20 protein-coding genes are annotated in these 24,495 nt (G+C 64.1%); 12 read left to right on the top strand and 8 right to left on the bottom strand.

Annotated elements, in window-relative coordinates; translation table 11 throughout:
• Positions 1 to 54 precede the first annotated feature (54 nt).
• The 4 genes from C266_RS07210 to C266_RS07195 form a co-directional block, all read right to left on the bottom strand.
• On the bottom strand, positions 55 to 1,566 hold the full coding sequence (locus C266_RS07210; protein WP_010805450.1) for an MDR family MFS transporter: 1,512 nt from the start codon (positions 1,564 to 1,566) through the stop codon (positions 55 to 57).
• 149 nt (positions 1,567 to 1,715) lie between these two features.
• On the bottom strand, positions 1,716 to 3,032 hold the full coding sequence (locus C266_RS07205) for an MFS transporter (RefSeq protein WP_010805449.1): 1,317 nt from the start codon (positions 3,030 to 3,032) through the stop codon (positions 1,716 to 1,718).
• Positions 3,033 to 3,127: 95 nt separating this feature from the next.
• Positions 3,128 to 3,886 carry an SDR family oxidoreductase gene (locus tag C266_RS07200; protein ID WP_010805448.1) on the bottom strand — a complete coding sequence of 253 codons (759 nt, stop codon included), beginning with the start codon at positions 3,884 to 3,886 and terminating at the stop codon, positions 3,128 to 3,130.
• 113 nt (positions 3,887 to 3,999) lie between these two features.
• Positions 4,000 to 5,466: an aldehyde dehydrogenase family protein gene (locus C266_RS07195; protein WP_010805447.1), complete on the bottom strand. Its 1,467-nt coding sequence runs from the start codon at positions 5,464 to 5,466 to the stop codon at positions 4,000 to 4,002.
• A gap of 262 nt (positions 5,467 to 5,728) precedes the next feature.
• Between C266_RS07195 and C266_RS07190 the strand changes: the two genes are divergently transcribed.
• The 5 genes from C266_RS07190 to C266_RS07170 all read left to right on the top strand — a co-directional run bounded on the left by C266_RS07190 (position 5,729) and on the right by C266_RS07170 (position 12,345).
• Positions 5,729 to 7,165, top strand: coding sequence for an FAD-binding oxidoreductase (locus C266_RS07190; RefSeq protein WP_010805446.1), 1,437 nt, complete (start codon positions 5,729 to 5,731; stop codon positions 7,163 to 7,165).
• Between the two features lie 111 nt (positions 7,166 to 7,276).
• Positions 7,277 to 8,404 (top strand): ABC transporter substrate-binding protein, encoded by a 1,128-nt coding sequence (locus tag C266_RS07185; protein WP_010805445.1) that lies wholly within the window; start codon positions 7,277 to 7,279, stop codon positions 8,402 to 8,404.
• A gap of 45 nt (positions 8,405 to 8,449) precedes the next feature.
• Positions 8,450 to 9,580: an ABC transporter ATP-binding protein gene (locus tag C266_RS07180; protein WP_010805444.1), complete on the top strand. Its 1,131-nt coding sequence runs from the start codon at positions 8,450 to 8,452 to the stop codon at positions 9,578 to 9,580.
• Positions 9,581 to 9,679: 99 nt separating this feature from the next.
• Positions 9,680 to 11,386, top strand: a complete 1,707-nt coding sequence (locus C266_RS07175; RefSeq protein ID WP_144265741.1) for an ABC transporter permease subunit — start codon at positions 9,680 to 9,682, stop codon at positions 11,384 to 11,386.
• Positions 11,387 to 11,433: 47 nt separating this feature from the next.
• Positions 11,434 to 12,345: a dihydrodipicolinate synthase family protein gene (locus tag C266_RS07170; RefSeq protein ID WP_010805442.1), complete on the top strand. Its 912-nt coding sequence runs from the start codon at positions 11,434 to 11,436 to the stop codon at positions 12,343 to 12,345.
• Between the two features lie 43 nt (positions 12,346 to 12,388).
• Here the strand turns inward: C266_RS07170 and C266_RS07165 are convergent, their stop codons facing one another.
• Entirely contained in the window at positions 12,389 to 13,264 is an 876-nt protein-coding gene (locus C266_RS07165; RefSeq protein ID WP_036661922.1) for an IclR family transcriptional regulator, read from the bottom strand.
• A gap of 152 nt (positions 13,265 to 13,416) precedes the next feature.
• On the opposite strand from C266_RS07165, the gene C266_RS07160 reads away from it, so the two are divergent.
• Positions 13,417 to 14,601, top strand: a complete 1,185-nt coding sequence (locus tag C266_RS07160) for an alpha-hydroxy acid oxidase (protein ID WP_010805440.1) — start codon at positions 13,417 to 13,419, stop codon at positions 14,599 to 14,601.
• A 103-nt stretch (positions 14,602 to 14,704) separates the two neighbouring features.
• Entirely contained in the window at positions 14,705 to 15,232 is a 528-nt protein-coding gene (gene ppa, locus C266_RS07155; RefSeq protein WP_010805439.1) for an inorganic diphosphatase, read from the top strand.
• A gap of 179 nt (positions 15,233 to 15,411) precedes the next feature.
• Here ppa and C266_RS07150 read toward each other — a convergent pair whose 3' ends face one another.
• Positions 15,412 to 16,902, bottom strand: a complete 1,491-nt coding sequence (locus C266_RS07150; RefSeq protein WP_010805438.1) for a PLP-dependent aminotransferase family protein — start codon at positions 16,900 to 16,902, stop codon at positions 15,412 to 15,414.
• A gap of 107 nt (positions 16,903 to 17,009) precedes the next feature.
• On the opposite strand from C266_RS07150, the gene C266_RS07145 reads away from it, so the two are divergent.
• Together C266_RS07145 and C266_RS07140 are read left to right on the top strand one after the other, a co-directional pair.
• Positions 17,010 to 18,233, top strand: coding sequence for a benzoate/H(+) symporter BenE family transporter (locus C266_RS07145; RefSeq protein WP_010805437.1), 1,224 nt, complete (start codon positions 17,010 to 17,012; stop codon positions 18,231 to 18,233).
• Positions 18,233 to 19,048: a YggS family pyridoxal phosphate-dependent enzyme gene (locus C266_RS07140; protein WP_010805436.1), complete on the top strand. Its 816-nt coding sequence runs from the start codon at positions 18,233 to 18,235 to the stop codon at positions 19,046 to 19,048. The genes C266_RS07145 and C266_RS07140 overlap by 1 nt, the downstream gene beginning before the upstream one ends.
• 107 nt (positions 19,049 to 19,155) lie before the next feature.
• Here C266_RS07140 and C266_RS07135 read toward each other — a convergent pair whose 3' ends face one another.
• Positions 19,156 to 19,758 (bottom strand): TetR/AcrR family transcriptional regulator, encoded by a 603-nt coding sequence (locus C266_RS07135; protein WP_036661920.1) that lies wholly within the window; start codon positions 19,756 to 19,758, stop codon positions 19,156 to 19,158.
• A gap of 23 nt (positions 19,759 to 19,781) precedes the next feature.
• Positions 19,782 to 20,396 (bottom strand): NAD(P)H-dependent oxidoreductase, encoded by a 615-nt coding sequence (locus C266_RS07130; RefSeq protein WP_010805434.1) that lies wholly within the window; start codon positions 20,394 to 20,396, stop codon positions 19,782 to 19,784.
• 176 nt (positions 20,397 to 20,572) lie between these two features.
• Here C266_RS07130 and C266_RS07125 point away from each other — a divergent pair, with 176 nt between their 5' ends.
• The 3 genes from C266_RS07125 (at position 20,573) to C266_RS07115 (ending at position 24,424) form a co-directional block, all read left to right on the top strand.
• Entirely contained in the window at positions 20,573 to 21,709 is a 1,137-nt protein-coding gene (locus C266_RS07125; RefSeq protein ID WP_010805433.1) for a GNAT family N-acetyltransferase, read from the top strand.
• Between the two features lie 164 nt (positions 21,710 to 21,873).
• On the top strand, positions 21,874 to 23,973 hold the full coding sequence (locus C266_RS07120; RefSeq protein ID WP_010805432.1) for an NAD(+) synthase: 2,100 nt from the start codon (positions 21,874 to 21,876) through the stop codon (positions 23,971 to 23,973).
• 112 nt (positions 23,974 to 24,085) lie between these two features.
• Complete coding sequence (locus C266_RS07115) at positions 24,086 to 24,424, top strand: P-II family nitrogen regulator (protein WP_010805431.1); 339 nt, start codon at positions 24,086 to 24,088, stop codon at positions 24,422 to 24,424.
• Positions 24,425 to 24,495: the final 71 nt, after the last annotated feature.

The following is a 24,495-nucleotide window of genomic DNA, read 5'->3' as shown; positions in this document are numbered from 1 at the left end:
GCGTGTCCGGGCTTTGCAGAACCGCGCAGGGAGCGCGCGGTCATCGTTGCCCTGTTACTCGATGGCCGTCGCCTCGTTTCCCGAACTTTGACGCAACGGCAATTCCGGCAGCCGGCTGAGTGCGACGATGGCGAGCGCCGCGATCAGCGCGCTACCGGCAAAGAACGCTCCGAAGGCGAGCCGCAGGCGATCCTCCATCCCGGCGGGTGCGCCGCCGGGGCGCAGGAAATCGGTAAGCTCGCGCGGCGCGCTGCCGTGGTCGCCAGAGACCAGCAGGCCCACGATGAGTGCGCCGAACATTGCCACGCCGATCATGCCGCCCAGCGCCCGGAAGAACGCATGCGCGGCCGTTGCGATGCCGATGTCGCGCGGTGCGACGGCATTTTGCGTGGCCACGGTCATGACGGGCATGGCCGAGCCGAAGCCAATCCCGACGAGTCCGAGGCACAGCCCGATCGCCGAGAGCGGCAGCGATTGCACCCCCATCGCCATCGCGGCGAGCCCGAGAAATGCCACTGGTAAACCGATCTGCGGCGGACGTTTGTAATGTCCCGTCGTGCGCATGTAATGCCCCGAGCCTAGCGCGCCGACCACGATACCCAGCAGCGGCAGGATCAGCATCAGGCCGGAGCTGCTGGCCGATTCGCCACGCTGCAACTGGAGATAGAGCGGCACGTAGATCCCGATGCTGATGTTGACCATCATCACCAGCACCGCCATCGTCGACGTCATTCGGAACACCGGGTTGGCGAGCAACGCGAGCGGCAGCAACGGTTCGCGCACGGCGCGTTGATGACGCAGGAAGACCGCACCGACGAGCACGGCCGCAGCGAACAGACCGCCGATTTCCTTCGAGAGCCAGGCATAGCGGTGGCCGCCCCACGTGAGCGCGAGCAGCAGACAAACGGTGGCGGCGATAAGCAGCAGCGATCCGAGATAATCGATGCTCGGCTTGCCTTCGCGGCGCGGCAGATGGCGCAGGGCGCGGTCGCTCAGGTAGATGGCGAGCACGCCGAGCGGGAGGTTGATCCAGAAGATGAGCGTCCAGTTCAGGTACTGGGCGAACACACCGCCGGTGACGGGGCCGGCCACACCGGAGACAGCGAACATGCCGGAGATATACCCCTGATACCGGCCGCGCTCACGCGGCGAGACGATATCCGCGATCACGGTGTTGGACAGCGCAATGAGGCCGCCGCCGCCCAAGCCCTGCACACCGCGCGCGAGTATCAGCACGAGCATGCTCGGCGCCAGTGCGCACAACACCGATCCCACAAGGAAGACCGCTACGCTCGCGGCGATGACGACGCGCCGTCCGAGCAGGTCGGAGAGTTTGCCGACGATGGGCGTAATGGCCGTGGACGAGAGCAGATACGCGGTGACGACCCATGAAACGGCGTCGAAGCTGCCGAGGTCGCGGGCGATGGTCGGCAGGGCCGGCGCGACGATGGTCTGGTCGAGCGAGCCGAGAAACATGGTGAGCAGCAGGCCGGAGAGGATCGACTTGACCTCTGATGGCGTGAGCGAGACGCCGGCCGGCGTCGTCTGAGAGTCGTTGGCGGGCATGCGGATCTTCGGGGGGGCAAAAAATCAGGCCGTCCCGGCGGGGACGGCCTCACGCATGTTACTCCCAAGGGGGGGGCCGGGCCAGCAACCCCGTGGCGTCTTGGTCTTGCGTGCCCGGACGACGTTTCGTCAGTCGATCTGCGTAGCCGCTACTTGTTCACGAGCCGCGCGGGCACGCATAGCGTGAGCAGTCCGCCCAGAATCATGAATACCGTGAGCAGGAACATGCCGCTGTTGGTGCTCTGGGTGGCGTCTTTGAGAAACCCGATCAGGTACGGGCCCACGAAGCCGGCCAGATTGCCCAGCGAGTTGATCATCGCGATGCCTGCGGCGGCAGCGGTGCCGCCGAGAAACGCGGTGGGCAGACTCCAGAACAGCGGCAGCACGATCATGATGCCCATCGTGGCCAGCGTCAGCGCGAACATGGCGAGCTGGGTGTTGTGGCTCCAGACCGTCGACAGGAAGAGACCGATCGCGCCGAGGAATGCCGGGATCGCGATGTGCCAGCGACGCTCGCTTCGCAGATCGGAGCGACGCCCGACCACGACCATCGCGATTACCGCGAAGAAGTACGGAATCGCCGTGAGCAGGCCGATCTGTAACGGATCGGTTACGCCGGTAGTCTTGACGATCGTCGGCAGCCAGAAGCCCACGCCGTACAGACCGATCACGAACGAGAAGTAGATGAGGCTCATCATCCACACGCGCGGGCTGGAGAACACCTGACGCAGCGGCAAATCCTCCTTGGTCTGCACGTCGCTGGCGATATTGCGCTCGAGCATCGACTTCTCGTCGTCGTCGAGCCATTTGGCATCGCGGATGCGGTTGTCGAGCACGAACAGCACGGCAATGCCGATCACGACCGAGGGAACCGCTTCGATCAGGAACATCCACTGCCAGCCAGCAAGGCCGGAGACACCGCTCATGTCTTTGAGAATCCAGCCGGAGAGGGGGCCGCCGATCAGCCCGGAGAGTGCCACGGCCGTCATGAACAACGCGGTCATGCGGCCGCGCCGCGCGGCCGGGTACCAATACGTGATGTACAGAATGATGCCGGGGAAGAAGCCTGCCTCGGCCACCCCGAGCAGGAATCGCATGACGTAGAACATCGTGGGTGTCGTGACGAACATGGTCGCGCCCGAGATGATGCCCCACGAAATCATGATCCGCGCGATCCACACGCGCGCGCCCACGCGGTGCAGGATCACGTTGCTCGGCACTTCGAAGATGAAATAGCCGATGAAGAAGATGCCCGCGCCGAGACCGAACACCGTTTCGGAGAAATTCAGGTCGCCGACCATCTGCAACTTGGCAAAGCCTACGTTCACGCGGTCGAGGTACGCGACCACGTAGCACAGCAGCAAAAACGGAATCAGCCGCCAGCCGACCTTGCGATAAGTGGCCGCTTCAAAGTCTGCCAACGGGGTGTTGGCCGTGGACGTCGGGGGCGTCGGAACGCTGTTCATACGGAATCTCCTCCGGTTTGACGTTGTGTTGTCTGTCGTTATGGTGTGAGTGCGACAACTACGGGGACTGCCGAGTGCAAAAAACAGTGGGTCGCTCAGATGCAACGTCCGCCGTCGACCTCCAGGCAGACGCCTGTGATGAAGGCAGCATCGTCGCTGGCGAGATAGAGGCAGGCGTTGGCAACGTCCTGCGGTGTGGAGAAACGGCCGAGCGGAATCCCGGCGAGGAATTTGGCGCGGTTCTCGGGGGTATTGGGCACGCCCATGAATTCGGCGGTCAGCCCGGTGTCGCCGATGACCGGATTGACGCAGTTCACGCGAATGTTGTTCGGGCCGAACTCGGCGGCCATGGCCTTGCTCGCTGTGATGACAGCACCTTTGCTGCCGTTGTACCAGACGAGTCCGGGGCGCGGGCGCACGCCTGCCGTCGACGCGATGTTGATCATCACGCCGCCGCCGCGTTGCAGAAAGTACGGGATGACAGCGCGTGCGCTCCAGAAGATGCCTTTGACGTTCACGGCATAGACGCGGTCGAACTCGGCCTCCGTGACTTCGAGCAGCGGCTTGTTCCGATGTGTGGTGCCCGCGTTGTTGACCACGATGTCGAGATGACCGAAGCGCGTGACGGCCTCGTCGAGCAGGGTGACGTGATCGTCTTCGAGCGATACGTCGCCGTACACGAACGCAGCGCGCCCGCCCGCTTCGGTGATTTCACCGGCCACACGCTCGCCGGCTTCACGATTCAGATCGCCCACGATGACCGCAGCGCCTTCACGCGCAAACGTCTTGGCGATGCCTTCGCCGAAGCCGGAGCCGGCGCCCGTCACGATGGCCACTTTCTCTTGCAAACGCATGTCTTGTCTCCTGAGTTGCCGTGTTGTGGCGAAGTGCGAGACCGATGACGGGCCGCGTTTCGCTGTAATCTCAGTCAGCCTGGGGGCTGCGGGTGTTGCGGCGTCTTCGTTGTTCAACCGTGCCTGATCGCGACCGTCTTGAGCGTGGTGAACCCATAAAGCGCTTCGAAGCCTTTTTCGCGCCCGTGACCGGAGTGGCGGATGCCGCCAAAGGGCAACTCCACCCCACCGCCGGCACCGTAGTTGTTGATGAAGACCTGCCCCGCGCGGATGGCGCGCGCCATGCGCATCTGACGTCCGCCGTCGCGCGTCCACACCCCGGCCGCGAGACCGTAGAGCGTGCCGTTGGCCAGACGCACGGCGTCGGCCTCGTCGGTGAACGGCATCGCCGCGAGCACCGGACCGAACACTTCCTCGCGGGCGAGACGATGCGTGGCGGGCACGTCGCGCAGGAGCGTGGGCGCCTGATAGAACCCGGCCTGCGGCGCACTGCCGACGACTTCGCCCTGCGACATCACGGCAATGCCGTCGTGCTGTGCTTCGGAAAGGAAGTCCCACACGCGTTGCTGCTGACGGGCGTTGATCAGCGGGCCGAGATCGAGATCGTCGTGCGACGGTCCCACGCGCAGGCGCGCGAACGCCTCGGCGAGATGCGCGAGCACGGTCTCGTAGGCGTCGCGCTCGATCAGCACACGGCTGCCGGCCGAACACGTTTGTCCGGCGTTCTGCACGATCGCATTGACGACGACCGGCAGCACGGCCTCCATATCCGCATCGGCAAAGACGATCTGGGGCGACTTGCCGCCAAGTTCCAGCGTGACCGGTGTGTGGTTTTCGGCGGCCATCTGCGAGATCAGGGTGCCTGTCGCGGGCGAGCCGGTAAACGAGATGTGATCGATGCCCGGATGCCGCGCCAGCGCCGCACCGGCTTCCGCGCCGTATCCCGTGACGATATTGAGCGCCCCGGGAGGCAGCCCCGCTTCCAGCGACAACTCGGCAACGCGCAGCAGCGACAGGCAGGCGTCTTCGGCCGGTTTGACAACGCACGCGTTGCCGGTCGCCAGCGCGGCCGCCACGCTGCGTCCGAAGATTTGCAGCGGGTAGTTCCACGGAATGATGTGACCGGTCACGCCGTGCGGTTCGCGCAAAGTGAACACGGTGAAGCCCTGCTGATAGGGGATGGTCTCGCCATGCAACTTGTCGGCCGCGCCCGCATAGAACTCGAAGTAGCGCACGATCGCCGCCGCGTCGGCGCGCGCCTGCTTGAGTGGTTTGCCGGTGTCGCGCGCTTCGAGTTGCGCCAGTTCTTCGTGATGACGGGCGAGCGTATTGGCCAGCGCGTACAACAAGCGGCCGCGCTCGGCGGCGGCGGTGCGGCCCCAGTCGCCATCGAAGGCGGCGCGTGCGGCCTGCACGGCGCGGTCGATGTCTTCGGCATCGCCTCGGGCGATTTCGGCAAAGGGCTGTCCGTCGGACGGATCGATAACGGGAATGACGAGGGCTGCGGGCGTGGCAGAAATGCCGGGACGCTTCGCGCAAGCGACCCATTGATTGCCGATGAAGTGTGTAGCGTCGGGCATGTCGACTTCACCTCGTGAAGGGGGGTGGCAGTCATTATCACTTAACTCACGAGGGCGTTGACTGTCGTATCGGGTGCATCCGCATAAACACCTAAAATGATTGCATTGCAATTAAAGATATTTTATTGCAATTTTTTATCGCCTATCCTTGATCGAAATGAATCGCCAGACGTGCGTCTGGTGTGGCGCTACCACTCGCTGTGCGCTGTCGCAGACATCGCGGCGAGGTAGTCGAACCGAAGCATTCAGGAGTCGGCAGGAAATGAACGATGCAGTGACGCGCGAGACGCTGATCCACCGGTTGCAAGATGTGCTTGGCGCGGATGCCGTACTCAGTGACGAGCCCGATACCGCCGGTTATACGGAAGACTGGCGCGGCCGCTACCGGGGCGAAGCCCTGTGTGTGGTGCTGCCGTCGTCGACCGCGCAGGTGAGCGAAGTGGTCAAGCTGTGTGCTGCGGCCGGTGTGCCGATCCTCCCGCAGGGCGGTAACACGAGCCTGTGCGGCGGCGCGGTGCCGCCGGCTCAGGGCCCGTCGCCCGTCATTCTGAATCTGGCGCGCATGCGTCACATTCGTCAGATCGATGCCGCGAACGGCTCGATGATCGTCGAAGCCGGGTGCATTCTGAAAACCGTGCAAGATGCGGCGGCCGACGTTGGCCGCCTGTATCCGATCAGTCTCGGCGCGGAGGGTTCGTGCCAGATTGGCGGCACGCTCTCGACCAACGCCGGGGGCACCAGCGTGCTGCGCTACGGCAACACGCGTGAAAACGTGCTGGGTCTCGAAGTCGTGCTGGCCGACGGCACGGTCTGGGAGGGGCTGCGCGCGCTGCGCAAGGACAATACCGGGATCGATCTCAAGCACCTGTTCGTCGGTGCGGAAGGCACGCTCGGCATCATCACCGCAGCGGCCATCAAGCTGCATCCGCTGCCCACCTGTCATTCACTGGCCTGGTTTGCACCGCGCGATCCGGCGGCCGCCCGGCAGGTGCTCGGCATGTTCCAGAACGCGTGCGGTTCGCGTCTGTCGGCGTTCGAAATCATGAATCGTTACCAGCTCGACATGGTGCTCGCGAATGTGCCGAATCGCCGCAATCCGCTTGCGGGCGCGCACGACTGGCATGTGCTCGTCGAACTCGGCGACACGCGCGATGCAGAAGGGCTCGAGACCGTACTTACGGAAACGCTGGGCGAGGCCATCGAGCAAGGGCTGGTCGAGGACGCTGTTATCGCAGCGAACGACACCCAGCGCGCCGATCTCTGGGAAGTGCGTCACAGCGTGAGCGAAGCGAACAAGAAGGCGGCTGTCGGCCTCACGACGGATTGCGCCGTGCCGGTCTCGAGCGTGCCCGAATTCATCGACGCCGCCACGCGTGCCGTGCACGCCGTGGTGCCGGGCCTCGACATCGCCATCGTCGGTCATATGGGTGACGGCAACGTGCACTTCATCCCGATGTTCTCTTTTGCAGCGTGGTCGGCGTTGCCCGACAGTGCATCGATGGGCGACACGATGCGGGCGTGCGTGAACGACGTTGCCGCGCGGCTGTCTGGCACGTTCAGCGCCGAGCATGGCGTGGGACAGACGGGGCTGCCGCTCATGCAGCGCTACAAGGCGCCGGCTGAACTCGCCCTCATGCGCACCGTGAAGGCGGCGCTCGATCCGAACCAGTTGTTCAATCCGGGACGCCTCGTTCCCTGAATCATTTTTCAGTGTTGCTGTTTGTTTTGCCATAACTGCGCGCGCGGCGGCTGTGCCGAAGTTGCCGTCCGTCGCCGCGCCCACCCCTCCCAGTCAAGACCGGAGACCATGATGAAACGCAAGACCTCCGCAAGCCCGCTCGACATCATCGACAACAACGCCGCGCCGCTCGCGCAACCGGGCCGTCGCACGGCCATGAAGACGGCGCTCGCCGGCGCGGCCGCCGTGGCGTTCCCGTTTGTGTGGACGCCCTCGCGCGCCGCGACCAAACGCATCGTCGTGCGCGACGACGGCGGCATCTACACCAAAGCCTACGACGCAGTGTTCTACAAGCCGTTTGCCAAGGCGACCGGTATCGAGGTCGTCGGCGTGCAGGCGAATGCGGAGCCGACCGCGCAGATCAAGAGCATGGTGGAGGCCGGCAGCTATACGTGGGACATGGCCAAGATCAGCCAGCCCGCGATCTTGCTGCTGACCTCGGGCGGCAAAGAGTATCTGGAGCGTCACGGTCTCGAGTCGGACCCGGTCATCGCGAAAATTCCTCAGCAGTACATGTCGCCGTTCGGTGTCGGTACCAACATCTACTCGACGGTACTCGCCTATCGGACCGACGCGTTCAAGGGCCGCAAGGCACCGGCGTCGTGGGCCGATCTGTGGAACGTGAAGGATTTCCCGGGCCGCCGTTCGATCCGCAAGTACCCGTTCGACACCATCGAAGAAGCGTTGCTGGCGGATGGCGTGGCGGCGGGTTCGGTGTATCCGTGCGATTTCGATCGTGCCTTCAAGAGCCTGGACAAGATCGCCAAACACGTGGACGTGTGGTGGACCACGGGCGCACAAGTCGAACAGATGCTCGGTTCGGGCGAAGTCGACATGGTCGCCACGTGGGCCTCGCGCGCGCAGTCGGCCCAAGCCAACGGCGTGCCTGTGCAGATCGTGTGGAACCAGAACATCTGGGGCTGCGACAACTGGTCGATCCTCAAGGGCACACCGAACGCGAGCGCGTGCCGCGAGTTCATCAAGTTCGCCAGCGATCCGAAGCGTCAGGCCGAACTGACGAAGTTCTTCCCGGCCGGCATGACGCAACCTGAAGCGTTCAACTATGTGAAGCCCGAAGTGGCCAAGCACTGCCCGACGTTCCCTGAGAACATGAAGAGCGGCGTGCAGATCAATGCCAAGTTCTGGCAGCAGAACCAGAGCGTAGCGCTCGAACGTTTCAACCGTTGGATCCTGACCTGATCCTCACCTGCCGTTTCGTTTCAAGCATTTTAGGGTGCTGATCTCATGACCGTTGCCAATCTCCAAGTCTCGGGCCTGTCCAAGCGTTACGGCGATTTTGTCGCGCTTGCACCGACCGACCTCGATGTCGCCCAGGGCGAATTTTTGACCTTGCTGGGCCCGAGCGGCTCGGGCAAGACCACGTTGCTCTCGCTCATCGCCGGACTGTCGCAGCCCGATGCGGGCGCTATCCGTATCAACGGGACCGATGTCACGTACGGCGCGCCGTACGAGCGCGACATCGGTATGGTGTTTCAGAACTACGCGCTGTTCCCGCACATGACCGTGGCGGAGAACATCGCATTCCCGTTGCAGATGCGCCGCACCGACGCGCAGACGGCTCGCAAGATGGTCATGAACGCGCTGGAGATGGTGCATCTGCCGCACGTGGCAGAGCGCTATCCGCGCGAACTCTCGGGCGGCCAGCAGCAGCGCATTGCGCTGGCGCGCTGCATGGTCTATCGGCCGTCGATCATTCTGATGGACGAACCGCTGGGCGCACTCGACAAGAAGCTGCGCGATCACATGCAGCTCGAGATCAAGCGCATTCACCGCGAGCTCGGCACCACCATCGTGTACGTGACGCACGATCAGGAAGAAGCGATGACGATGTCCGATCGCATTTGCCTGATGAACGCCGGGGAAATCGCGCAACTGGGCACGCCGGACGATCTGTATTTCCGTCCGAAGAGCGTGTTCGTTGCCGACTTCCTCGGTGAGTCCAACCTGCTCGACGCCACCGTGCTCGAGCGCGCGGGCGATCAGGTGCGTGTGGCGATGCCGGGCGTGGAAGGGGAGAATGGCGCCGGCGCCATGGTCTACGACCCGCAAGTCGAGCGAGGCCGTCCGGTCAAGCTGATGCTGCGTCCGCAGAATCTGCACATCCGGGACGCGCAGAGCCGCACCGACGGCATGGCAACGATCTCGGCGAAGCTCACCGACATCATGGTCACGGGCGGCATGACGAAGCTGTATCTGCAATCGGACGTCACCGGCGGCAAGACGGGCAAGGAAGGTGATTCGGGCAAATCGCTCGTGGCGGCGTTCCCGACGCATCGTCAGGGCAACCGTTTCGAGATCGGGCAGACGCTGGGTCTCGCGTGGCACGCCGACGATGCCGTTGCGATCGCGGGGTAAGCCATGAGTGCATCCGCCGTGGTTCGTCCTTCGTCGTCCCGTCCCGTTCAGCCGGCGCCGCGCCGGGCACGTTGGCGCGCACGCCTGCGCCCGATGCTCATGGCCGCGCCGATCGTCATCCTGCTGACGGTCATGCTGATCTATCCGGTCGGCCAGTTACTGCTGCTGAGCATTCGCGGCGAGAGTGGCTTCACGCTCGCCGAATATCAGCGGCTGTTCGCCTCGTCGGTGTATGTCGAGGTGTTGCTCATCACCCTCAAGGTCTCGCTCTACACAACCTTCTTCGCGGTACTCACCGGCTATCCGATCGCCTACCGGCTTTCGACACTCACCGGGGCGCGCAAGCAGCGGCTGCTCTTCTGGCTGCTGGTCTCGTTCTGGACGAGCTTTCTCGTGCGCACGTTCGCGTGGGTGGTGCTGCTCGGGCGCAACGGGGTCGTCAACCGCACGTTGCTCGATCTCGGCCTGATCGACGCGCCGCTCGCGCTGCTCTACAGCTTCCCCGCCGTGATACTGGGCATGGTGCATGCACTCATGCCGCTGGCGGTGCTCACGATGCTCTCCGTCATGGAGAACATCGACCGCCGTCTGCCGAGCGCGGCATCGACGCTGGGCGCGCGTCCCGGTACGGTGTTCTGGCGCGTGTATTTCCCGCTGTCGCTACCAGGTGTGGCGGCTGGCGCGCTGATGGTGTTCGTCACGTCGATCGGCTTCTTCATTACGCCGACACTGCTGGGCGGACGTCATGAAACGATGATTACGCAGCTCATCATCGATCAAGTGATGCAGGCGTTGAACTGGGGCTTTGCCGGCGCGATTTCGGTGCTGCTGCTCGCCGTGGTGCTCGTCGTGTTCCTCGTCTACGACCGCATGGTCGGCCTGTCGACGATGGCTGGCGGCGCGGGCGATGTCAAAGCGGGCAAGCGACGCGGCGGCTGGAGCCGGACGCTCGGCGAGAAGGTGCTTGGCGCGCTGGGGAGCGCCACCGATGTGCTGCTGCGCGCGATGCCGCGTCACAAGGGAGAGCAGGGCGACGGACTCGTGCTGCGCGCGATCGTCTTCCTGTTGGTGGTGTTCCTTGCCGCACCGGCACTGCTGATGATTCCGGTGTCGTTCGATTCGGCCTCGGCACTTGCCTGGCCGCCGAAGGGTTTCTCGCTGCAGTGGTATCAGCAGGTCTGGGATTCGCCGCTGTGGATGCAGGCTGTCACGCGCTCCATGCTGGTCGGCATTGGCGCGGGTCTGCTGTCGATGCTGATCGGCACGCCCGCCGCGTTCTTGCTGGTCCGTGGTGGCATGCGCGGCAAGTCGGCGATGCTCGCCTTCGTGCTGGCCCCCATCGTGGTGCCGCGCATGATCCTGGCCGTCGGCGTGTTCTATTTCTTCGCCAAGATCGGTCTGGTGGGCTCGAATGTGGGGCTGACCATCGCCCACACTGTGGTGGCCGTGCCGTACGTCGTCATCACGATGATGGCCGTGCTGCGCAACTACGACACGCGTCTCGATCTGGCGGCTTACAGCCTGGGAGCGCGCCCGTGGGCCACGCTGCGCCGCGTAACGTTCCCGATTCTCGGCGCCGGCCTGCTGTCGTCGTTCCTGTTCGCGTTCGCCACGTCGTTCGACGAACTCACGATTGCCCTGTTCACGTCGGGCGGTCTGTCGACGACGTTGCCCAAGCAGTTCTGGGACGAACTGACGATGCAGATATCGCCGGTGATCGCCGCGGTCTCCACGTGCCTGTTCCTTTTCATCGCCGCACTGATCTGGGTCGCCGAGCGTCTGCGCCGGCGCAGTCTCGCGACCTGACGCGGTATCCGATTCCTCCGAACTTACGATTCACGGACGTTTATTTCATGCTTCACTCTGCACAACTGAAGGGCATTCTGCCTGCGATTCCCACGCCGGTGAATGCCGACGACACGATCCACACCGACGCCGCCCGCGCGCTGATGCGTTACCTGCTGGGACAGGGTATCGACGGTGTGGTGCCGCTGGGCGGCACTGGCGAATACGGTGCACTCTCGCGCGCCGAGCGCGTGCGCATGGCCGAACTCACGGCGCAAGAAGTCAAGGCGCATGGCCGCGACGTGCCGGTGATCGCGGGCGTGCTCGACCCCGGCTATCACGATGCCATCGAAGCCGGACGTGACTTCGCCGCCGCCGGCGCCGACGGCCTGCTCGTGCTCACGCCGTACTACACCAACCCGACGCAAGCCGGTATCCGCGATTACTTCCTGCGTTATGCCGACGAGTCGCCGGTGCCGATCCTGATCTACGAGATTCCGTACCGCACGCGCATTGCGATCACCCCGGAAGTGCTGCACGAGCTGTCGCGGCACGAGAACATCATCGGCATGAAGGCCTGCAACACCGACATGTGGCATTTCCTGCGCACGGTCGCCGGTGTCGACGAGTCGTTTGCGGTGCTGAGCGGCGAAGACACGCTGTTCCCGCTGCATGTGGCGGCAGGGGCGCGGGGCGGCATTGTGGTGACGGCGTCGCTGCTGCCCACCGCGTGGCAGCGCATCTTCGCGCTCGCGTCGGCAGGCAAGACGGCCGAGGCGCTCGAGCTGCACCGCTCGCTCATTCCGTTGATGAATCTGGCGTTCGCCGAGACGAATCCGGGCCCGATGAAGTCGGTGATGGATCTGATCGGGGTGAACGCGCCGGCAATGCTCGCACCGTTGTTGCCGCCCGCCCCGGCGCTTTCGGCCGAGCTGCGTGAGGAACTCGCCAAGCAACTGGCGATTTTCGAACGGCGTTGAGTCGTGGTTGAGTCGTTGTGACCTGCCCGCCGCTTGCGATGACTTAGCGGCGGAAGGTCGACAGCCGCGATTTCGAGATCGAAGTCGCGGCGACCTGAACGTGCGAAGCGAGTTCGGCTTCGACACGCTCACGTGTCCAACGCGAAGTCGGCACCGAGATGTTGATGGCAGCGACGGCGTGTCCGTCGTGGTCGGTGATGGGGGCGGCAACCGAAATATCCCCCATCACGGTCTCGCTATCGATGATGGCGTAACCGCGCCGCGCCGCCGTTTGAATACGTTCGAGCAGCTTTTTCTCGTCCGTCACCGTGTAAGGCGTCATCGGCTCGAGCGACGTGTTGGCCAGAATCTCGCGCACGCGCGTTTCGGGCAGGCGCGACAGGATGGCGATACCGGACGCGGTGAACATGGCAGGCAGACGCGCGCCGACGACGATGCCGATGTTCACGAGATGCTGACCCGGAAAGCGGGCGACGTACACGATCTCGTGGCCGTCGAGTTCCTGCAGGTTGGTCGTCTCGCCCACGCGGCGGAAGATATCGAGCAGATACGGTGCGGCCTTCTCGACAAGGTCGTTCGCGCGAATGTAGTTGTACGAGAACTGCAGAACCTTGGTCGTGAGGCCATAGGTGCGCGTCTCGGGCACGCGAAAGAGGTAGCCGAGGGCTTCCAACGTGTGCACGAGCCGTTGTGTCGCACTGCGATCGAGCCCTGCGGCCTTGGCGATGTCGCCGAGCGTCATGTAGCGCGCCGGGCCGTCGAACGCGTGCAGCACCTGAAACGTTTTTTCGGTCGACCCGACGAAGAGCGACGAGCGCGGCGCAGACCGCGCAGCATCCGTCGCACCGGTGGATCGGGCTGACGGGGTGGCAGGCGCGTCTTCTGTAGGGCGGGATGACCGTGCGGGTATGCGCGGCATGGAATGTTCCGGTATGTTCGGATTGTAACGATTGTGATTGTAATGCAATTGTTTGTGAGCAAGTAGCGATTTGTCCCCAAGACAGGTTGTGGGGAAAGGATAAAAAACCCCGTGGCGTGCCTCACGGGCGGACATCAGGACAGGGGGAGCCAATGCACGCGTTTTCCTGCGTGGAGGATTACCGCCGGGCAGCCCGGCGGCGTTTGACGAAGCTGGCGTTCGATTATCTGGAAGGCGGGGCGGAAGACGGCGACGCGCTGCGGCGCAATCGCGATGCGTTCGGGCAGTGGGGTTTTTCGCCGCGGGTGCTGACCGATACCTCGCAGATGTCGAGTGCGGCGACTTTCTGGGGACGCGAAGCCGCCGCCCCGATGGTGGTTGGGCCGACCGGGCTCAACGGTTTGTTCTGGCCCCGTGCGGACGAACTGCTCGCGCGTGCGGCTGCGGATGCGGGGCTGCCGTTCGTGCTGTCGACGGCGTCGACCTCGTTGCTGGAAGACGTGCGTGCTGCGGTGCCCGACGGCGAGCTGTGGCTCCAGCTTTATGTGCAGCAGGACCGGCGTATTGCCGAGAGCATGATGCGCCGTGCGCGTGAGGCCGGATTTCGCACATTGCTGCTGACGGTCGACACGCCGGTACATGGTAAGCGCGATCACGACACGCGCAACGGTTTCAAGCTGCCGTTGCGCTTCACCCCGCGACTGCTGGCGGACTGCATGCGGCATCCGCACTGGAGCTGGCAAATGCTGGCCCACGGTGCGCCGCAACTGCGCAACATCGCGAAGAGCATGGGCGAACGGGCCGATCTGGCGCGCCATGCGGCGATGCTGAGCCGTCAGATGGATCTGTCGCTGCGTTGGGACGATCTGGGCTGGGTGCGGCGCCACTGGCCGGGCGAAGTGCTCGTCAAGGGGATTCAGACGGTGGAAGACGCGCGACTGGCGCAGGCGCATGGTGCCGACGGCATCGTCGTCTCGAATCACGGCGGGCGGCAGTTGGGCAGCACGCTGGCGCCGCTCGAATTGCTGCCGCCGATTGTCGAGGCGCTTGACGTTGGCGGCCCCAGGATGGCCGTCTTCGTCGACGGTGGTGTGCGGCGCGGGGCAGACGTAGCCAAGGCGGTCGCGCTGGGGGCCAGGGGCGTGTTGCTTGGCCGGGCGCCGCTGTACGGCGTGGCGGCGCGTGGCGCGGAGGGCGCTGCCGATGTGCTTGCGTTGCTGCTTGGTGAGTTGCGCACAACGATGCAACTGCTGGGCTGCACGCAAGTGGACGACCTCACCCCGCAGCGGCTTGCCCGTCTGCCGGCTATACAGGCAAATCAGGCAAACCCGCTATAATGTTCCGCGCCCGATTGCCGTCGGGCGGCGTGGCATCCGGCAGGTTGGCGGGCGTGCGCGCCGTGCGGCGGCAATGCCCTTTTTCATACACAGGAATGCCATCATGAGCTTCAACCACGTGCCTGCCGGCAAGGACATCCCCAACGATTTCAACGTCATCATCGAGATCCCGGCGCAGAGCGACCCGGTGAAGTACGAGGCCGACAAGGATCTGGGTCTGCTGGTCGTTGACCGCTTCATCGGCACGGGCATGCGCTACCCGGCCAACTACGGCTTTATTCCGCAAACGCTGGCTGGCGACGGCGATCCCGTCGACGCGCTGGTCGTCACGCCGTTCCCGCTGCTGGCCGGCTCGGTGGTTCGCTGCCGCGCACTGGGCATGCTCAACATGACCGACGAGTCGGGCGTGGACGCCAAGCTGGTGGTCGTGCCGGTCGACAAGATTTGCCCGATGACGGCGCATATGAAGTCGCTCGACGACGTGCCGGGTTACCTGAAGGACCAGATCAAGCACTTCTTCGAGAACTACAAGGCGCTCGAGAAGGGCAAGTGGGTCAAGATCGAAGGCTGGGAAGGCATCGAAGCCGCCCACAAGGAAATCACCGAAGGCGTGGCCAACGCCAAGAAGTAAGCGATTTTCGCCTGCGGCGTCGCGCGTCGACGTCAGAGAAACCCGGCCGAGCGCCGGGTTTTTTTGTCTCACGATGTCGTCAGTTCGGTGAACCGGCCGTTGAGCCGGCCCGCGTCGCGGGACAGGCATGGCACGCGCCGGTTTGGGGACGGTCTGGCAACCGGGGCCTTGGCTTTCCTTTATCTGCGCAACGTCAAGGCAGAGAGGACACTGGCAAGTTTCTTGACAGCGATTTCCAACTCGCCGGGGGCGTGGGCAGCGAAGCCCATGAGGAAACCGGCCTTGGGCTTGCCTGAGGCATGCAGCGCAGTCAGGCCAAGCAGATCGATGCCGGCCCGGCGCGCCGCATCAACGGCTTCCCGCTCGGGAATGTCGCGAACGAAAACGCATGGCATCTGCATCCCTCCGGCCGGTACGCGTGGTTCCACGAAATCGGACAGATGCTCGCGCACCAGTCGTGCCAACACATCGCGTCGCTCCGCGTAGACAGCCCGCATGGTGCGCACGTGCGCACCGAAATGACCGCCTTCGATGAAACGTGCCAACGTCAGTTGCGGAATTGGCGCGCTGTGTCCATCCAGCAGGGTGCGTGCCACCGTCATCGGCGCGACAAGCGGCGAGGGCAAAACCATGTAGCCGATGCGCAGTCCGGGGAACAGCGATTTGGTGAAGGTGCCGATATAGATCGTCCGCTCGTGCGGATCGAGCCCCTGCACACAGGCGGTGGGCTTGCCGGCGTAGTGGAACTCGCTGTCGTAGTCGTCCTCGATGATCCAGGCCCGTTGCTGGTGTGCCCACGCAATGACGGCCAGCCGCCTATCCAACGCCAGTGTTGCCCCAGTCGGGAATTGATGCGACGGCGTTAAAAACACGGCACTACCGGTCTGCGTCGCGTTGTGCAGACGATCGACCTGCATACCGTCGGCATCCAGCGGCACGGGCAAGCACTCCAGGCCGGCCGCATCAAATGCCTTGCGTGCTCCGTGGTACACGGGATCTTCGATGAAAATCCGCTCGCCGACGTCCAGCAGCATGGTGGCGCACAGGGTCAGGGCTTGCTGAGAACTGGTGAGCACCAGCACACGTTCCGGTGTGGCGCGGGCGCCGCGTTCGAGATTGACGTAGTCCGCGATGGCGCGCCGCAACGGTTCCATGCCCTGTGGCGGGCTGTGCAGCAGCGCCTGTGTTCCGTATTCCTTCAACACTTGCCGTTCCAGTCGTTCCCAGGTCTGGAGCGCAAAGCTGCGTGTTTCCGGCACGCCGGGCGCGAATGGGCGCGGTGTCAGGAAGTCGCGTACGCCGCCGTCCCGGTACATGGCACTGCCGCGCTGGCTCAGGCGCAGTGTGTTCTGCCGAGCGACTGCATGACGAGCCGTGCCGCGCCCCGACAGACGTTGCGCTCGCGCCGACACGAAGCTGCCACGCCCAACATGCCGCTCGATGAATCCCTCCGCATGCAACTGGCTGTAGGCCGACTCGACCGTATCGCGGGACACCCCCAATGAACTGGCAAGGGCGCGCGACGCGGGCAGTGGCTTGCCCGTATCGAGCGCGCCGTCGAGGATCAACTGGCGAATGGCCCTTTGCACACGCGCGTACAGGGGCAGGGCGCCATGGGCCGGATCACCTATCCAGGCTTTGACGGACTCAAGTTGGGCGTGTTTGAACAATTGGCCTGTATCTCATCATGAAAATGGAGGGGAACATCCAGCCATTTTAAAACTATAAATACGGTTCAGAACGCATTCACCCCTCTTTCAGGAGTCGCCGTCAGGCCATGGCATCCGTCTCTTCACGTTCGTCGGTTCATTGGACCGATCTCGCTCATCCGGTCGTGGCCGGTCTGATCTCGGTCATCGTCAATTACGGTGGCACGTTCATCCTTGTCTTTCAGGCCGCCAAGGTGGCGGGCCTCAGCCCGGCGCTGACGGCTTCGTGGGTGTGGTCGATTTCCATTGGCGTAGGCGTGACAGGGCTCATCCTGAGCTGGATGTTCCGCGAGCCCATCATTACCGCCTGGTCCACACCGGCGGCCGCGTTTCTGGTCTCCGCGCTGGCAACCACGTCGTATGCCGAGGCCATCGGCGCCTACCTGATATCGGCGCTCGCCTTTGTGATACTGGGACTGTCGGGCTGGTTCGAGCGCGTGATTCGTCTGATCCCGCCGGGCGTGGCGGCCGGGTTACTCGCGGGCATCCTGCTGCAGTTCGGCATCAAGGCGTTCGGTGGCATGAGCATCGACCCGCTGCTCGCCGGGCTGCTGATCGCGGCCTATGTGGTCCTTAAGCGGTTCTCCGCCCGTTACGCCGTGGTGGGCATCCTCGTGCTGGGGCTGGCCTTCCTGTTGATTCAGGATCGCGTCGATCTGTCGGGACTGACTTTGACACTGGCCGAGCCGGTCTTCACCATGCCCGTTTTTTCCGTCAACGCCCTGCTGAGCGTGGCGCTGCCGTTGTTCCTGATTACGCTGACCGGCCAATACATGCCCGGCATGCTGGTGCTGCGCAATGACGGGTTCAAGACCAGCGCCAATCCCATCGTGACCCTCACCGGCCTGGGCTCGTTGCTAATGGCGCCATTCGGCTCGCACGCCTTTAACCTCGCCGCCATTACCGCCGCCATCTGCACTGGCCGGGAGGCGCACGAAGCGCCGTCCAAGCGCTGGATCGCCGGTGTCGCCGCAGGTGTGTTCTACATCCTGATCGGTGTATTCGGGGTGACGTTGGCCGCCGTGTTCATGGCCTTTCCCGCGACTTTCATCACCACACTGGCGGGGCTTGCCCTTTTGGGCACCATCGGCAGCAGTCTTGCCAGCGCGATGGCCGATGCCAAAACCCGTGAAGCCTCGCTGATCACCTTTCTGGCCGCTGCGGCCAACATCACGCTGTTGGGTATCGGCGGCGCGTTCTGGGGGCTGGTCGTCGGGCTGGTGGCACATGCGGTACTCGACGGCCGGTTGCCGCAGAGGGCGCCGGAATCCGTCCGAAAGGAGGGGAACTGATGTCCACCGTTACCGACACACAAACCCGTCACGACAAGCACGGCCGCTATCCCGAGGCCACCACGATCGAGGACTTCCGGCGCAATCTGGCCTGCGTGCAGGCGCGTATCGCAGACGCTTGCTATCGCACCGGACGTGATCCTGCGGAAGTCCGGTTGTTGCCGGTCAGCAAGACCAAGCCCGAGGTGAGTCTGCGTTTGGCCCACGCCGCCGGGTGCCGCATGCTGGGCGAGAACAAGGTGCAGGAGGCCTATCGCAAATGGGAGACGTTGCAGGATCTGACCGATCTTCGCTGGTCGGTCATCGGCCACCTGCAAACCAACAAGGCGAAACTGGTGGCGCGCTTTGCGACGGAGTTTCAGGCACTGGACAGTCTGCGGCTGGCTGAGGCGCTGGATCGCCGCCTGCAAAGCGAAGGGCGTTCGCTGGATGTGTTCGTGCAGGTCAACACCTCCGGAGAGGCCAGCAAATACGGCCTGTCCCCCGAGGACGTACCGGCCTTCGTTCGGGCGCTGCCGGCATTCTCCGCGCTGCGCGTGCGCGGGCTGATGACGCTGGCGCTCTTCTCCAGTGAGGCTGAACGCGTGCGGCGGTGCTTCATCCTGCTGCGCGGTCTGCGCGCTCAACTGCGTCAGAGCGCCCCCGCCGGTATCGCGCTGGACGAACTATCGATGGGCATGTCGGGTGACTTCGAGATCGCCATCGAGGAAGGGGCCACGGTGGTGCGCGTCGGCCAGACCATCTTCGGCGCGCGGCTATTGCCGGACAGCCATTACTGGCCCGGCGAATCCAGCACAGACGGATCACATTCGTGAACGCCGCTATTCCACGAACTGGCGAAGTGATTCGCCGGCGACGGGAACGCCCGCGTCCGGCATGACAGTGAACTGATCGTCCGTCCGCCCGTGCTCGGTCGATGCGCCTACGGCTTGTGACGTTTGACCATTGCCAGAATCGTCTGCAACAGTTCCGCCCGGGCTTCGTCGGGCGTGATATCGCCTGCCACGGCGGCGTCCGAGAGCGAATCGGCGGCCCCCAGCATGCCCCACATGGCGGGCGCGGAGATCCCTTGCGGCCCGGCGAACGGGGCGAGAATGGCCGCACATTTTTCGATAAACGTTTGCTGGTATTGCCGCTTCACGGCGGCAAGCTCCGCCGAGCCGCCGAGTGCGGCCAGAACGCCCGGGATCTCGCGGCCTTGTGTCAACACGCACGTGACATAACTCGACGCGATGACGCGTGCCTTGTCCTGCAAGGTCGGTTTCGCCGCCGCCACCGCGCGGTCGAAGATCACCGTCTGGCGCTCGTCGTAGTCTTGATACAACGCTGCCAGAAGTCCATTGCGCGTGCCGAAGTGGTCGTACACGACCGGCTTCGTGACACCCGCTTCGTCGGCCAGACGTCCCAGGGTCAGGGCGTCGGTGCCCTCGTCACCGATGAGTGCCCACGCCACGTCGAGCAACTGTCGTGTGCGGGCTTCGCGTGGCATGCGGCGGCGTGGTGAGGAATCGGTGGCTGGGCTCATGGTCAACGGGCATACGTTTCGGTTCAGCAGGCGCGGGCGAAGACCTTCTGGCCGATGGCCCGCGCCGTCTCGAGATGCGCCTCAGGGTAGCCGGTGTCGGAGGTCAAGAGCAACTCGGACGTGACGACCTGCGCGCCGCAGTAGTCGAAAATCCCATGATCGATCTGGGTTTTCATCGCGCCGAAGTAGCCATGCCGGGCGATGGTGCGTTGGTCGGCACCGCCAACGGCCACGAGATGCACGCGCAGACGTTGCAGCTTTTTCATCACCTTGCCGCCTTCCACGCCTTCATAAGCCCAGCCCTGCGTGAATACGCGATCAATCCATCCTTTGAGCAAGGCAGGGAACGACCACCAATAGATCGGGTAGACAAGAACCAGCGCGTCGGCCCGGTCGATTCTGGCGTGCTCGGCGGCAACGTCGGCCGGTGCCGTTTGCGTCTTCCGGAACAGCGCAAGATCGGCCGCAGCGAATCTGGGGTCGAAACCTTCCGCCGCCAGATCGGCAATCTCTGCGGAGTGCAGGACGTGTTGATGTTGTTGCGGCACCGTTGAGGTAATCGCCTCGACAACGCGCGAGGCGATAGCATGGGTCAGCGAATGTGGGTCGGGATGTGCGACGACGACGAGCGCGTGCATGACGGATCACTCCATGAAAAATAAGTTACCAACGGTAACCTACGTTTGGTAGGTTGCGCTATGTCACATCGCCTGCCTGACGCCGATGGGGAGTTCGGCGACAATGTCGGCCAGTGGCAGGGTTCTATGCTGGCGGGTGCTGTGCGGTAGCCGCCGGTTCGCAGACGAGGTGTGATGTGAGCAGCGACGTGGTCATCCGTGTGGTGCAATCGATTGAAGACGTGCCGGCAGACGCGTGGGACGCGCTCGCGGGTGCCAACCCATTTGTACAACACGCATTCCTGCATGCGATGCATACGAGCGGATGCGCGTCGAAGCGCACTGGCTGGCAGCCGGCGTATCTGCTCATGCATGCCGGCGACACGCTCGTGGGCGCCATGCCGCTCTATGTCAAATCGCATTCGCGTGGCGAGTACGTTTTCGATCACGCATGGGCCGACGCCTTTGCGCGCCACGGCCTGAACTATTACCCGAAGCTGTTGTGCGCCGTGCCGTTCTCGCCGGTGACGGGGCCGCGCCTGCTGGCGCGCACGCACGCCGACCGGGTCGCGCTCGCCCGAGGTGCGATTGCCTTCGCGAAGCAACTTGAGCTGTCGTCGATCCATGTGCTCTTCACGCACGACGACGATCTGGCGGCGCTTACCGAAGCGGGCTACCTGCTGCGCGAAGGCGTGCAGTTCCATTGGGAGAATCCGGGCTTTGCCACGTTCGACGATTTCCTCGCGCAGATGAATCAGGAAAAGCGCAAGAAGCTCAGGCAGGATCGTCGGCGTGTGCGCGACGCCGGGGTGACATACCGATGGCTTCGCGGTGCCGACATTGACGAAGCAGCGCTCGACTTCTTCTATCAGTGCTACGACAACACCTACCGCGAGCACTGGAATGCGCCGTACCTGAGCCGAGCCTTCTTCGGGCAGGTGCACGCGTCAATGCCTGACGCGTTGGTGCTCGTCATGGCCGAGCGCGATGGAGCGCCGTTGGCGTGCGCGCTGAACGTGGTGAGTGGCGACACGATGTATGGCCGGTATTGGGGCACCACGGATTTCGTCTCCGGCATGCACTTCGAGACCTGCTACGCGCAGGGCATCGAGTATTGCATCGCGCATGGGCTGCGCAGCTTCGAGGGCGGGGCGCAGGGCGTGCACAAGATGTCGCGCGGTCTGTTGCCTACCCCGACGTGGTCCGCTCACTGGATTGCGGACCAGCGTTTTGCCGACGCCATTGCCGAGTTTCTCGATTCGGAGGCCTCGGCGATGGATGAGCACATTGGCGAGCTGGAAGCGCATACCCCGTTCAAACGCCCGGCGTCCTGACGTTGCGGCAGATGTGCACCTTCACGCACGGCCCCGGCACGGCGGGGCCGTGCGTAATATACTGGCGAATCTAACGTCCGCCGCTCGCGCCGGGCGGGCACCAGCCAACGGCTGCTTCGCCTGCCGGCGTAACGGCACAAGGGCGATGCATGGTAGCCGCCGACATGACCAACCGATTTCTCAATCTCTACAATCACGATTTCGCGCGTGTAGCCGTCGGGGTGCCGCAATGCCGCGTGGCCGATCCCGTCTACAACGCCGCGCAGACTATCGCCCTCGCGAAGCAGGCCGATGCGGCGGGCGCGGTACTCGTTGCCTTCCCCGAACTGGGCATCCCCGCCTATAGCTGCGAAGACCTGTTCCAGCAGCGCGCCCTGCTCGACGCCTGCGACATGGCGCTGGCCGACGTTGTGGCCGCGAGCCGCGAACTGGGCGCCGCGCTGATCGTCGGCATGCCGGTGCGTGTGCAACAGCGTCTGTTCAATTGTGCCGTGGTCGTCGCCCGCGGACGCATTCATGGTGTTGTTCCCAAGACGTACCTGCCGAACTACAGCGAGTTCTACGAAGCCCGTCAGTTCAACGCCGCCGATGACGCAGGCGTCGATACCGTGACGTTGCTCGGCGAGGACGTGCCGTTCGGCTCGCTCATCTTCGAAGCGGCCGATCAGCCGTTACTGCGCTTTCATTGCGAGATTTGCGAAGACGTCTGGGTGCCCGTGCCGCCATCGTCGTTTGCGGCGCTGGCCGGGGCGACGGTGCTGGTCAACCTGTCGGCATCGAACGTGGTGGTCGGCAAGTCGGCCTATCGGCATCAACTGGTCGGGCAGCAGTCGGCGCGATGCCTCGCGGCATATCTGTACACGTCGGCGGGGCAAGGGGAGTCGACCACCGACCTCGCCTGGGATGGGCAGGCGCTCATCTATGAGAACGGCGACATGCTGGCCGAGTCGGCACGCTTCGCCAGCGAGTCGCATCTGATTTATGCGGACGTCGATCTCGAGCGGCTCACGCGCGAGCGCATGCATCAGACGACGTTCGGCGTCTCGGCGCGCCGCCATGCCGGCGAGGCCGCTCGGTTTCGCACGATCAAGGTCGATGTCGCCGTACCGCGCGATGCCGAGCTGCCGCTTGCGCGCGCCATCGAGCGCTTCCCGTATGTGCCGTCCGACCCGCGCCGGCGCGACGAGCGCTGCCACGAGGTCTACAACATTCAGGTGCAGGCGCTGATGCAGCGTCTGGCGTCGTCGAAGATTCAGAAGGTCGTGATCGGCGTGTCTGGCGGTCTCGATTCGACACATGCGTTGCTCGTGTGTGCGAAAGTCATGGACCGGCTCGGTCTGCCGCGCACCAATATCCTGGCGTACACGATGCCGGGCTTCGCCACGAGCGAGCGCACGCTGCGTCAGGCGCGTGAGTTGATGGAGGCGGTCGGATGTACGGCGCGTGAGATCGACATTCGCCCGAGTTGCATGCAGATGTTGAAGGACCTCGATCACCCGTTCGCGAAGGGCGAGGCAGTCTACGACGTCACATTCGAGAACGTGCAGGCGGGCGAGCGCACCAATCATCTGTTCCGTCTGGCGAATCATCTGGGCGCGATCGTGATCGGCACAGGTGACCTGAGCGAACTGGCGCTGGGCTGGTGCACCTACGGCGTGGGCGACCACATGTCTCACTACAACGTGAACGCCAGTGTGCCCAAGACACTCATCATGCACCTCGTGCGATGGGTGGCGGAGACGGGACAGTTGGGAGGCGCGGCGTCGTCGAAAGCCGTCAGAACGGGCAAAGAGGCCGGGTCGCGTCGCAACGTCCTCATCGATATTCTCGAGACGGAAATCAGCCCCGAGTTGGTGCCGGGCAAGGCCAACGGTGCGCCCGAGCAGCGGACCGAGCATTTCATCGGACCGTACGAGTTGCAGGACTTCAACCTCTATTACACGCTGCGCTTCGGCTATGCCCCGCGCAAGGTGGCATTCCTTTCGTGGAGCGCGTGGCACGATGCCTCGGCAGGACGCTGGCCCGACGAAGGGCAACTCGCCCGCAACGCTTACGATCTGGTCGCGATCAAACGCAACCTGCGGATTTTCCTGGACCGGTTCTTCCGCACGAGCCAGTTCAAGCGGTCGTGTATTCCGAATGCCCCGAAGGTCGGCACGGGCGGCTCGCTCTCACCGCGTGGCGACTGGCGTGCGCCAAGCGATTCGGAGTCGGTGGTGTGGCTCGCGGATCTGGACAAGGTGCCCGACGACCCGCGCGCCTGAGCGCATCGGGGCAAGGAGGGGGAGGCACGTTGTCATCGGCGTGCCGACCCCCGGCCCGGTACAATAGCTCGGCGAATTTTCAGAACAAACCAACCAAGATATCGAGGCGACAATGAAACGCGTAACTGCCATCATCAAACCCTTCAAGCTCGACGAAGTCCGCGAAGCGCTGGCCGAAGTCGGCGTGACCGGCCTGACCGTCACGGAAGTGAAGGGCTTCGGCCGTCAGAAGGGGCACACCGAGCTGTACCGCGGCGCGGAGTATGTTGTCGACTTCCTGCCGAAGATCAAGATCGAAGTCGTGGTGAGCGCGGCGCAGGCCGAGCAGGTCATCGACGCGGTGCTGGGTGCGGCGCGCACCGGCAAGATCGGCGACGGCAAAATTTTCGTGACCGACGTTGAGCGCGTGATCCGTATTCGCACGGGCGAAGAAGGCGAGCAGGCGGTCTGAGGCCGGTTCGGGCGTCGCTGCGAAGGTGGCGCGACGAACGGGAGGCAGGATCGAGGGGGGCGACGGCTGCG

It is taken from the genome of Pandoraea sp. SD6-2, from assembly GCF_000389825.1.
Classification (GTDB): Bacteria; Pseudomonadota; Gammaproteobacteria; order Burkholderiales; family Burkholderiaceae; genus Pandoraea; species Pandoraea communis.
Note: the sequence above shows the minus strand (reverse complement) of the source record. Positions and strands in the feature narration are given on the sequence as shown.

Excerpts from the sequence above, each read along its gene's own strand:
- C266_RS07210 (WP_010805450.1), bottom strand. The coding sequence starts at position 1,566 with ATGCCCGCCAACGACTCTCAGACGACGCCGGCCGGCGTCTCGCTCACG.
- C266_RS07205 (WP_010805449.1), bottom strand. The coding sequence starts at position 3,032 with ATGAACAGCGTTCCGACGCCCCCGACGTCCACGGCCAACACCCCGTTG.
- C266_RS07200 (WP_010805448.1), bottom strand. The coding sequence starts at position 3,886 with ATGCGTTTGCAAGAGAAAGTGGCCATCGTGACGGGCGCCGGCTCCGGC.
- C266_RS07195 (WP_010805447.1), bottom strand. The coding sequence starts at position 5,466 with ATGCCCGACGCTACACACTTCATCGGCAATCAATGGGTCGCTTGCGCG.
- C266_RS07190 (WP_010805446.1), top strand. The coding sequence starts at position 5,729 with ATGAACGATGCAGTGACGCGCGAGACGCTGATCCACCGGTTGCAAGAT.
- C266_RS07185 (WP_010805445.1), top strand. The coding sequence starts at position 7,277 with ATGAAACGCAAGACCTCCGCAAGCCCGCTCGACATCATCGACAACAAC.
- C266_RS07180 (WP_010805444.1), top strand. The coding sequence starts at position 8,450 with ATGACCGTTGCCAATCTCCAAGTCTCGGGCCTGTCCAAGCGTTACGGC.
- C266_RS07175 (WP_144265741.1), top strand. The coding sequence starts at position 9,680 with ATGGCCGCGCCGATCGTCATCCTGCTGACGGTCATGCTGATCTATCCG.
- C266_RS07170 (WP_010805442.1), top strand. The coding sequence starts at position 11,434 with ATGCTTCACTCTGCACAACTGAAGGGCATTCTGCCTGCGATTCCCACG.
- C266_RS07165 (WP_036661922.1), bottom strand. The coding sequence starts at position 13,264 with ATGCCGCGCATACCCGCACGGTCATCCCGCCCTACAGAAGACGCGCCT.
- C266_RS07160 (WP_010805440.1), top strand. The coding sequence starts at position 13,417 with ATGCACGCGTTTTCCTGCGTGGAGGATTACCGCCGGGCAGCCCGGCGG.
- ppa (WP_010805439.1), top strand. The coding sequence starts at position 14,705 with ATGAGCTTCAACCACGTGCCTGCCGGCAAGGACATCCCCAACGATTTC.
- C266_RS07145 (WP_010805437.1), top strand. The coding sequence starts at position 17,010 with ATGGCATCCGTCTCTTCACGTTCGTCGGTTCATTGGACCGATCTCGCT.
- C266_RS07140 (WP_010805436.1), top strand. The coding sequence starts at position 18,233 with ATGTCCACCGTTACCGACACACAAACCCGTCACGACAAGCACGGCCGC.
- C266_RS07135 (WP_036661920.1), bottom strand. The coding sequence starts at position 19,758 with ATGAGCCCAGCCACCGATTCCTCACCACGCCGCCGCATGCCACGCGAA.
- C266_RS07130 (WP_010805434.1), bottom strand. The coding sequence starts at position 20,396 with ATGCACGCGCTCGTCGTCGTCGCACATCCCGACCCACATTCGCTGACC.
- C266_RS07120 (WP_010805432.1), top strand. The coding sequence starts at position 21,874 with ATGACCAACCGATTTCTCAATCTCTACAATCACGATTTCGCGCGTGTA.
- C266_RS07115 (WP_010805431.1), top strand. The coding sequence starts at position 24,086 with ATGAAACGCGTAACTGCCATCATCAAACCCTTCAAGCTCGACGAAGTC.